This is a genomic window from Nonomuraea guangzhouensis (genome assembly GCF_019396345.1).
In the GTDB taxonomy this organism is placed as follows: Bacteria; Actinomycetota; Actinomycetes; order Streptosporangiales; family Streptosporangiaceae; genus Nonomuraea; species Nonomuraea guangzhouensis.
Map to the genome: position 1 here is coordinate 425,026 of NZ_JAHKRM010000001.1, position 9,416 is coordinate 434,441.

General features: G+C 71.7%; 8 protein-coding genes. 5 read left to right on the forward strand and 3 right to left on the reverse strand.

Annotated features, from left to right (window positions below; translation table 11 throughout):
* Nucleotides 1-47: 47 nt before the first annotated feature.
* Genes KME78_RS01945 through KME78_RS01960 form a run of 4 tightly spaced genes read left to right on the forward strand, consistent with a single transcriptional unit; the run spans nt 48 to nt 4,288 of the window.
* A complete protein-coding gene (locus KME78_RS01945) occupies nt 48-1,052 on the forward strand; it encodes an NAD-dependent epimerase/dehydratase family protein (protein ID WP_219526942.1) in 1,005 nt (334 codons plus the stop codon).
* Nucleotides 1,039-1,728: a PIG-L deacetylase family protein gene (locus tag KME78_RS01950; protein ID WP_219526943.1), complete on the forward strand. Its 690-nt coding sequence runs from the start codon at nt 1,039-1,041 to the stop codon at nt 1,726-1,728. Before KME78_RS01945 ends, KME78_RS01950 begins: the two co-directional genes overlap by 14 nt.
* Nucleotides 1,725-2,666 (forward strand): methionyl-tRNA formyltransferase, encoded by a 942-nt coding sequence (locus KME78_RS01955; protein WP_219526944.1) that lies wholly within the window; start codon nt 1,725-1,727, stop codon nt 2,664-2,666. The genes KME78_RS01950 and KME78_RS01955 overlap by 4 nt, the downstream gene beginning before the upstream one ends.
* Nucleotides 2,651-4,288 carry an NAD(P)-dependent oxidoreductase gene (locus KME78_RS01960; protein WP_219526945.1) on the forward strand — a complete coding sequence of 546 codons (1,638 nt, stop codon included), beginning with the start codon at nt 2,651-2,653 and terminating at the stop codon, nt 4,286-4,288. Before KME78_RS01955 ends, KME78_RS01960 begins: the two co-directional genes overlap by 16 nt.
* Here the strand turns inward: KME78_RS01960 and KME78_RS01965 are convergent.
* The 3 genes from KME78_RS01965 to KME78_RS01975 are packed head-to-tail and all read right to left on the reverse strand — an operon-like array spanning nt 4,267 to nt 7,860.
* Entirely contained in the window at nt 4,267-6,387 is a 2,121-nt protein-coding gene (locus KME78_RS01965) for a N,N-dimethylformamidase beta subunit family domain-containing protein (protein ID WP_219526946.1), read from the reverse strand. The genes KME78_RS01960 and KME78_RS01965 overlap by 22 nt on opposite strands.
* On the reverse strand, nt 6,384-7,628 hold the full coding sequence (locus KME78_RS01970; RefSeq protein ID WP_219526947.1) for a condensation domain-containing protein: 1,245 nt from the start codon (nt 7,626-7,628) through the stop codon (nt 6,384-6,386). Before KME78_RS01970 ends, KME78_RS01965 begins: the two co-directional genes overlap by 4 nt.
* Nucleotides 7,621-7,860 (reverse strand): acyl carrier protein, encoded by a 240-nt coding sequence (locus KME78_RS01975; RefSeq protein ID WP_308126773.1) that lies wholly within the window; start codon nt 7,858-7,860, stop codon nt 7,621-7,623. The genes KME78_RS01970 and KME78_RS01975 overlap by 8 nt, the downstream gene beginning before the upstream one ends.
* 145 nt (nt 7,861-8,005) lie before the next feature.
* On the opposite strand from KME78_RS01975, the gene KME78_RS01980 reads away from it, so the two are divergent.
* Complete coding sequence (locus tag KME78_RS01980; RefSeq protein ID WP_219526948.1) at nt 8,006-9,415, forward strand: class I adenylate-forming enzyme family protein; 1,410 nt, start codon at nt 8,006-8,008, stop codon at nt 9,413-9,415.
* The last annotated feature ends 1 nt before the right edge of the window (nt 9,416 follow it).

Here is a 9,416-nt window from a genome sequence, read left to right on the forward strand (position 1 = left end):
TGACCGTTTTTCCTCGAAATCACGGCTTCGTGGGGAAAGGCAGGCCCGTGGGAGCTCCAAGTGGCGAAATCATCGTCACGGGCGGTCTCGGATTCATCGGCTCACACCTGGTGGACGCGTATCTCGCCGCGGGCCACCGAGTAACGATCATCGACTCCAACGCGGGCGCGGTCATCGACGGCGAGGACTACGACGCCGACCCCCGCTGCACGGTCGTCCGGCAGCGAGTGGAGGACTATCTGGCGGCGGGCGGCGACTTCACTGGTGCCGACCGCGTCATCCACGCCGCTTCGTACGTCGGCCCCGCGAGCATCCTGTCCAGGGCCGGCCGGCTCGGTCACGACATCATCGGCAGCACCGCGCCGGTCATCGACGCCTGTATCGGCGCCGGTGCGCCGCTGTGCATGTTCAGCTCGGCCGAGGTGTACGGCCGCAGCGGCGTGCTCGACGAGAAGGACGACATCCTCGTACCGACGCAGTACAACACCCGCATCGAGTACGCGATCGCCAAGACCCTGGCCGAGGCGATGGTCTCCAACAGCCGTCAGCACGGGCTGCGCGGGGTCGTCATCCGCCCGTTCAACGTGGCGGGGGCGCGGCAGTCGCGGGCGGGCGGGTTCGTCATGCCCACGTTCGTCCAGCAGGCGCTGGCCGAGAAGCCGATCACCGTGTTCGCGGGCGGCGAGCAGGTCAGGGCGTTCATCGCGGCGAGCGATCTGACCGGTTTCATCATCGACTACATGGACGCGGCGCTGGACGGCGACGACATCATCATCAACGTCGGCAACCCGGCGAACGCGATCACCGTCATGGAGCTGGCCCACCGGGTGAAGGACCTGCTCGGCAGCCCGTCGCCCGTCGTCAGCGTCGACGGCCGGAGCGTCCACGGGCCGCACTACGCCGAGGCCGAGTCGTTCCACAAGATCCCGGCGCTGCGGGCGGCGACGGGGCTCGGCTGGCAGCCGCGGATCGCGCTCGACGAGCTGATCCTGAGCACCGCCGAGTACTACCGCGCCCGCGAGGACCGGAGGGCAGTGAATGCGCCGCTTTGACCGGGTGCTGGTGATCTCTCCCCACGCCGACGACGAGGTACTCGGCTGCGGCGGCCTGATCGCCGCCCAGGTCGAGGCGGGGGCCGAGGTTCACGTCCTGTATCTGGCGGTCGACGGGATGCGGCACTACGGCCTCGACGGGGCCACCAGCTATCAGCAGCGGCTGGACGAGATCGAGGCCGTCCGGTCCACGCTGGGCTTCACGTACGAGATCGCGTACGGCGACATGGACCTGACCGAGCGGCTGGACACGCTGCCGCGCCGGGAGCTGGTCGACCTGTTCGAGCGGGCGCTGAACGAGCGGCGGCCCGAACTGCTGCTGCTGCCGAGCTTCGCCGACTACGACCAGGACCACCTGGCGGTGTTCGGCGCCGGGTTCGCGGCGGCCCGGCCCATCGCCCAGCAGTTCGGCAAGTGGCTGGTGCCGACCGTGCTGCTGTACGAGATGTCGAAGATCCAGTGGGCGGCCGAGCCGATGCCGCGCTCGACGGCGTTCTGCGACATCAGCTCCCACCTGGCACGCAAGCTGGAGGCCCTGCGCGGCTACCAGAGCCAGCACCGGCCCTCGCCGCACATCAGGAGCGAGGAGTCGGTGACGGCGCTGGCGACGCTGCGCGGGGCGGAGATCGGAGTCACTCACGCCGAAGCGTTCGGCGTACTCAGGGAGGTCCTGTGAAGAAGTTCGCCTTCTGCACCGGCATGGAGTTCGCGGCCCCGGCCGTGGACGTGCTGGCCGCTCAGGGCACTCCCCCGTCCCTGCTCATCGGCTATCCGCCCCAGTTACAGCACCGCTCGGGCTACGCGCCGTTGCAGGAGGCGGCGACGAAGTACGACATCCCGCTGCTGGAGACCGCCGACATCAACGACGGCGCGGCGCACGAGCTGGTCACCAGCCTGGGCATCGACCTGTTCGTGGTGGCCGGCTGGTCGCAGCTGGTCCGCGAACCGCTGCTGTCGGCGTGCCCGCTCGGCTCCGTCGGGCTGCACCCCACCCGGCTGCCCGAGGGCCGGGGGCGAGCGCCGCTGCCCTGGACGATCATCAAGGGCATCCGGTCGAGCGCGGTCAGCCTGTTCTTCCTGAACGAGGGCGCCGACGAGGGCGAACTGATCGCCCAGCGCGAGTTCGCGGTGAGCCGTCGCGACGACGTCACCGAGGTGTACCGCAAGGTGACCGAGATCAACATCGAACTGCTCGCCAAGTACGTCCCGCTGCTGCTCGCCGGCCAGGTGGTGGCCCGCCCGCAGCCGCCGGGCGGCTCGGTCTGGGAACGCCGGCGGCCGGAGGACGGCCTGATCGACTGGACCAGGTCGGCGAGCGAGGTCTACGACTGGGTACGCGCGCTGGCCGCGCCGTACCCGGGCGCCTTCACCTTCGTCGGCGGACGCAAGCTGTTCGTGCACAGCTCCGACCTCATCGAGTGGGGTGACCACCGGGAGCCGCCGGGCACCCTGCTGGCGCCGGTCTGGTCGACCGGCAGCGCCGGGGTGCTGGTGGCGTGCGGCTCCGGGCTGCTGGTCGTCCGCGAGGCGCAGTGGGAGGGGGACGGACGGCGTGACGCGCTGGCCCTCCTGGAGGCGGGCGAACTCGCGGTCGGCACATGCCTGGGGACGTAACCCTCACCGGGGCGGTGATGGCGCATCCCAAGCGCAGGGAGGCGGCCATCAGGCTGGCGGGCGGTGTCCTGGACGTGGTCACCGACCCGGATCCGGGCGGGCGGCCGTCGGCGTTCCGGACGTCGCTGCTGGCCTGGTCGAGCATCCCCGAGGGAGCCACGCACCACGTACTGCTGCACGACGACATGGTGCTGTCCGGCACGTTCTTCGAGCGGGCGACGCTGGCCGCCCAGGCCATGCCGGACGCGGCGCTGGCGCTGTTCGCGTTCTGGAACTCGCGCAACGGCGCCGCCGTCCGGCTGGGCGCGCTCGCCGGGGCGCGCTGGGTGCGCGGGGCCGGGGAGTACACGCCCGTCGCGGCGCTGCTCCTCCCCCGCCGGGTCGCCGAGGGGTACGTGGAGTGGGCGCGCGATCGGGGCGACACGTGGCCGGACGACGTGCTGATGGGCCGCTATCTCAGACAGGCCGGCGTGCCGGTGTACGTCGCGGTGCCCAGCCTGGCCGAGCACGAGGACCTGGCGAGCCTGGTGGAGAACGACTTCCAGGGCCTGCGGCGCTCGCCCTGCTTCTTCGCCGACGATCCGCTCTCCCGTGAGGATCGGCTGCTCGGGTCCTTGGCCGCGATCCCGTTCTTCAAGCGAGGGGTGGCGCAGTGCGCGGTGCCCGGTGCTTCGGGGTGGCGGGACATCCGGTGCGAGGACTACCTGGACGGGCGCGGCTTCGACGTCGGCGCTCTGCGGGCGGGGTTCGACGGGCCGTGGTGGCCGCTCTGGCTGACGGCCTTCACGATGGGAGTGGTGGGCTCGAACGCTGGGGATCCTCGGGTGATGGATCGGGCGCTGGGGACCATGGGGCCTGGGGGGCTCTGTCATGAGCTCGGGTCTCGTGAGCTGGCCCGGCTGTCGGACGAACTGCTCGACGTGGCGCGGGCTGGGCTCGCGGCGGGGCTCGCGGCGTCTCCACAGGTTGTGGAACGGGCGACGGTGGCCGTGACCGGGGCTGACACGTGGCTGCGCGAGCAGGTCACGTGGGCGCTCGCCGACCGGGGCTTCGTGGCCGCCGGTGATCCCGACGCGGTGGTGCACGTCTGCGCGCTGGACGGCGATCCTGAGGAGGAGGTACGGCTGGCGCGCTTGGCCTTCTCGGGCTTCTCGGGCTTTGGCGGTCGGAAGATCGTGGTCGGTTCGTGCGGGATGGAGGTCGAGGACGCGGTGGTGTTGCGGCTCGGTGAGCCGTACGGGCCGGGGATGCCGCAGGGCGGGATCGTGGCGGACTCGGTGCTGCGGTCGTCGCTGAACCGGCCACTGCGGGCCGGTGACGGGGTGGTGCAGCTGGTGCACGTTCGGGATGTCGCCGCTGCCGTCATCGCCGCTCTGACCCGTGGGGCCGGGGTGTACGACATCGCCGGACCGGAGCCGGTGAGCGGGTGGGAACTGGCGAAGGCGGTGGCCAAGGCGGTCCGGCCCGTGCCGATCGAGGCCGCCGTCTCCGCCGTCTCCGGTGGGGCGGTGGTGAGCGTCGAGCGGGCCTTCAGTGAGCTGGGGTGGCGGCCGGAGGTGGAGCTCGACTACGGGCTGCACACGTGTGCGCAGTGGCTGGCCTACGAGAGCGACCGCCAGTAGAGCCGTCCGTCGGGGGCCGCGATGACGAGCCGCCCTGCGGCGGCGGCCAGCGCTGAAGGGAGCGGCGCCGGGCCGAGGTCGGTCCAGGCGGTGTTGTGGCGGTCGACCGGTCTTGCCAGTACGCGGTCGCCCGCGATGGCGTACAGGCGGCCGTTCATCGCCGTCAGGCTGGTGGCCCCTCCCCCGGTGCCCATGCGGGTCCAGGTGGCGTCCGCGAGGCGGCGGATGGGGAGGTGCCAGAGCTCGTCGTCCGAGGTGACGGCGAACAGGGCCTCGTCGGCGGCGGCCAGGCCCGTGGCGTGCTCCGGGGCTCGGCTGACGTCCGTCCACGGGGTGGAGGTGAGCACGGGGTCGCGGTAGCGGATGGCGCCGTCGGGGGCCAGGCCGTACAGGCCCGCCGGTGGGCCGCCGTGGGCTTCGCGGGGGGCGGCGAGCGCCAGGGCGTCGGTGGTGTCGATCGGGCGCCAGGGCAGGTTCTGGCCGGACAGGTCACGCGCGCTCAGCACCCCTCCGGCCCCGGCCGCGAACAACCGGTTCTCACACACGACGAGCGCGACCGGCTGCGACGGGGCCTCCACAGGAGGAGCTGTGGGAGACGCAGCCGTCGCGGCAGGGACGGCCGTCCTAGGCGGCGCGCCCGTCGTGGGAGGCCCGCCCGTCGTGAGAGGCCCGGCCGTCGCGGCGGGAGCGGCCGTCCTAGGAGGCGCGCCCGTCGTGGCAGGCCCGCCCGTCGTGAGAGGCCCGCCCGTCGCGGGAGGCACGCCCGTCGCGGGAGGCACGCCCGTCGTGAGAGGCACGCCCGTCGCGGGAGGCCCGGCCGTCGCGGGAGGCCCGGCCATCGCGGGCCGGGGCTCCGGGATAGGGAGCGGCGGGGTGTCCAAGGGCGGGCGGCCGGGGCCGATGGCCTCCCACTGTGGTGGGCCCGGGGGGTGGGAGAGGTGGTTCAGGACGTTGCGGGTGATGTGGGAGAGGATCGGGTCGGTGGCCAGGGTGTTGCCCCAGTTGATGGTGCCCGCGTTGAAGATCGTCCCGGCGCCCAGCCGGTGCACGCCCATGGTGGCCGCGCCGCCCCTGCCGTACCTGCGCCAGTGCGTCAGGTCCGCCGTGGCCAGGACGACGAACGATGGCGGGGTGCCGTCGCGGCCCGTGGCACGGGGGACGCCGTCCAGCCACTCCAGGTCGGCGGCGTCCGTCTCGTAGCCGAGCGCGCCTCTCCCGAACGTGTCGCCGTCCCGCAGGCCGGTGCCCGCGTAGACCCAGTGGTCGGTGAAGCGCGCCGTGTAGGACTCCTGGGACATCACGCGCGAGTCGACCCAGCAGCCGGCGCCGTTGCGGAAGGTCAGGCCGGTGAGGGTGTTCTCGGGGCGGTTGACGGGGTCGCTGGGCCACTCGACCGTGGTACGGCCGGGGTCGGTGCGGGAGAGGGGGTCGGCGACGGCGTCGCGGTAGCAGACCATCGTCCGGAGATCGTCTTCGAAGCGGACCTGCCACCAGCAGGTGTTTCCGGAGAATATGGCGATATTTCCACCGGCCCGCGCGAACGCCTCCACCGCGTCCCGCATCTCCCACGACCAGTACTCGTCATGCCCGTTGATCACCAGCAGCCGGTACCGGCGAAGCAGATCGAGACCGTCGTGCAGGTCCAGCCCCGAGCAGTAGTCGACGGCGTACCCCGACGGCCCGAGCCAGCGCAGCAGCCCCAGCTCCCACTCCTCGACCTGCGGCCCCGCGCCCGGCCGGTCGAAGCTGACCTTGACCGCGCGATCGGGCTGCTCGGACTGGTAGAGCCCCTCACCGGGCACGCCGGGCCGGTTGTACGCCTCCCAGGTGGGGAAGGGAATCGCCACCAAAACCGGCGAAGCAGGCACGCTCCCCCGTACGACGAAATATGCGGACGAATCGCCTAGGACGGTGCGATAGAGCGAGCTGGGCCAGTCCGCGCCCACCTTGAGCGTCCAGGTGTCGCCCTCGGCCGTGTCCCGGAGCACTACCCGCCCCGTCGGCACGTCCTCGACCAGGATCGAGCCCCCGCCTTCGAGCAGGTGGAACCGGAGCGTCTCCCCCTGCGCGCACGACGTGGCCGCCGCGTACAGGCTCACCCGAACGCCGCCTCGACCAGCATCGACTCCATGTCGAACAGGAACCGCTCGATCCCCGGCGGCGCGAGCAGCCCGGTGTCGGCGTACAGCGACACCTCCATCCGCCCCGCCTCGCCGCCGATGTGCAGCCGGAAGTCGCAGATGTTGCGGTCCATGGTGTCCGTCCAGGCCAGTTCGGTCCGGTCCATGGAAGCGCGTACATCCTGTTCGTCCAGGCCTGTCGCCCCGTCGCGCTGCACCAGCCGCTGATCGTTGAAGCAGCCGAACGACCTGATCCCCGGCCCCATGGCCGACACCGCCTCCTCCATCGCGTACGGATCGAACTGGGCCTGCCGGTACGCCCGCACCGCCACCTGCCAGCCCTGCCGGGCCAGCTCCCCGAAGTCCGGCGTACCGAGGTCGAGCAGCACGAGCCCCTCCTGCGAGATCGTCGAGACCACGTCGCGGCGCTCGGCCGCGAACCGGTTGTTGACGATCACCCGCATGCCGCAGAACCGCTGGCCCGTGAGCCGCCCGGCGAGCTTGATCGCGGCCGTGAGCAGCACCGTCGAGGAGCTCACCCGCTCGCGGGCGGCCACGGCCTGCGCCGCCGCGGCGATGGCCGCGGAGGTCATCGTGGCCTCCCAGAACCGCGGGCGCCGCGGGACGTCCGACAGGGCCACGGGATCCATGCGCCGGTATTCGGACAGCCAGTAAGCCAGGGCCGCGTCAGACGTACGCTTGCCCTCGGCCGAGCGCTGCCACTCGGCGAGCTCGCGCGGCGTGGCGCTCTCCACCGGCGGCAGCGAGTCGCGCAGCAGGAGCAGCCGGAAGTCCTTCACCAGGAGATCGGCCGCGTGCCCGTCGGCGGCCAGGTGACAGACCACCAGCACGACATGCCGGACATAGTCGCCAGTCACGAGGAACGCCACCCGCAGCGGCCACTCCTCCCAGTAGTCGAACGGCTCGGCCGACAGCCGATCGCACACCAGCTGAGCGGATTCGTCCGTCACCTCGACGTACGGCCGGGCGATGGGCGAGATCCGCTGCCGAGGGCAGTCGCGGGGGCCGCTGAGCCGGGTGCGCAGCGCCTCGTGCCGGGCGACGAGCTCGTCCAGGGCCTGAATGGCGCGCTCGACGGTGACGGGCCGCTTCGGCGCGGCGAAGATCCGGCCGATGTTGAGATAGTGCTCCTGTGGCCGCGCCGCCACGACGGCCCGCCAGATGTCCTGCTGCCCCCAGGTGAGCGGCGACTCAAGCATGGAGCCGTAAGTAGTCCACCAGCTCGTCCAGGCTGTCGGCCGAGGTCAGGTCCAGCTCGACGCCGAACTCCGCCTCCACCGCGTCGATCAGCCTGAGATAGCCGAGTGAGGTGACGCCGAGATCGGCCAGCCTGGCCTCTCCCGCCAGCACCTCGTCTGCCTCGACCGCGCCGTCGGTGGCCTTGGCGACCATGTCGGCGAGCCGTCCGCGTAGTTCCCCGTCCGTCTGCACCTGGCAAAGCCCTCCCGTTTTCAGGGAAATCCGGGGCGAGTGTGTCACGCGGGGCCAGATGGCGGCAAGCGCCTGGCGGTAAGGGGTTGACGCAATTGTGCATTTTTTCTAGCGTCTTGCGACATCCCGATAATAATTTTGGGGGGTGGTTCAGTCGGCCCGTCCTGTCCCTGCTCTGCTGAGTTCACGAGCCGCCACCGACCCCGACCACGAGGCCCTCATCGTCGCCGGAACGGGCGCCCTGACACTCGCCGAGTGGGACGAACGCTCTGACGCCGCTGCCCACACCCTGCTCGACCAGGGCGTACGGCCAGGAGACAGGGTCGCGCTGGTGTTCGGCGGCCGTGACTGGCTCGACTACGCGGTGAGCTGGATGGCGGTGTTGAAGACGGGCGCGGTCGCGGTCCCGCTGTCGGACCGCTTGGCCGAGCCGGAGCTGGCCCGCCTGATCAAGCACTGCGGGGCGACGACGATGATCCGGAGCGGCGACGAGCTCGGCGGCCCGACCGGCCCGGTCCCGGTCAAGGTCGATCCGCTCGGCTACGCCCAGATCCTCTACACCTCCGGCACCACCGGGCAGCCCAAGGGCGTGGCGGCCAGCCACGCGAACCTCACCTCCCCGCCCGTCCACCCCAAACGCCGCCCGTTCGCTCACTCCCGGCATCTCGTGCACGCCTTCCCCATCGGCACGAACGCCGGCCAGGTCATGCTGCTCCACGCGCTGACCGCCGCCCCCACCGTGGTCACCCTGCCGCTGTTCACGCCGGCTCGCTTCGCGGCGCTCGTGGAGTCGTACGCGGCCGGGACCGTGTTCGTGGTGCCCGCGATGGCCATCGAGCTGCTCGGCGCCCGCGTCCAGGACCGCCACGACCTGTCGAGCGTGCTGCTGCTCGGCTCGGCCGCCGCCGCGCTGCCGCCGAAGGTCGCGGCCGAGCTGACCGAGGCGTTCCCGAACGCGACGGTCGCGAACTACTACACCTCGACCGAGGCGGCCCCCGCCCAGACCATCATGATCTACGACCCCGACCGGCCGGGCGCGCTCGGGCACGCGGCCAGCAGCCTGAAGATCGCGGACGCCGACGGCGACCCGGCCGCGCCGGGCGAGACCGGCGAGGTGTGGCTGCGCGCCGCCGCGCACTCCCGCGCCTACTACGGCGAGCAGCGGCACGACACCTTCCAGGACGGCTGGGTCCGCATGGGCGACCTCGGCTACCTCGACGACGACGGCTACCTGTACCTCGTCGACCGGGAGAGCGACGTGATCAAGTCGGGCGCCTTCAAGGTGTCGACGATCCAGGTCGAGGCCGCGCTGCACGAGCATCCGGCCGTGTCCGAGGCGTCGGTGTTCGGCGTGCCGCACCCGGTCATGGGCATGGCGGTGGTGGCAGCCGTCGTGTCCCGCGAGCCGGTGACGCTGGCCGGCGTACGGGCCTTCCTGGCCGAGCGGCTCGCCCAGCACGAACTGCCCACCCGGCTGCTGTGCGTGGACGCGCTGCCCAGGAACGCCGCCGGAAAAGTGATCAAGCGAGAACTGCGCGGTATCGCAGAGGAGTGAG

Excerpts from the sequence above, each read along its gene's own strand:
- KME78_RS01950 (WP_219526943.1), top strand. The coding sequence starts at position 1,039 with ATGCGCCGCTTTGACCGGGTGCTGGTGATCTCTCCCCACGCCGACGAC.
- KME78_RS01960 (WP_219526945.1), top strand. The coding sequence starts at position 2,651 with ATGCCTGGGGACGTAACCCTCACCGGGGCGGTGATGGCGCATCCCAAG.
- KME78_RS01970 (WP_219526947.1), bottom strand. The coding sequence starts at position 7,628 with ATGCTTGAGTCGCCGCTCACCTGGGGGCAGCAGGACATCTGGCGGGCC.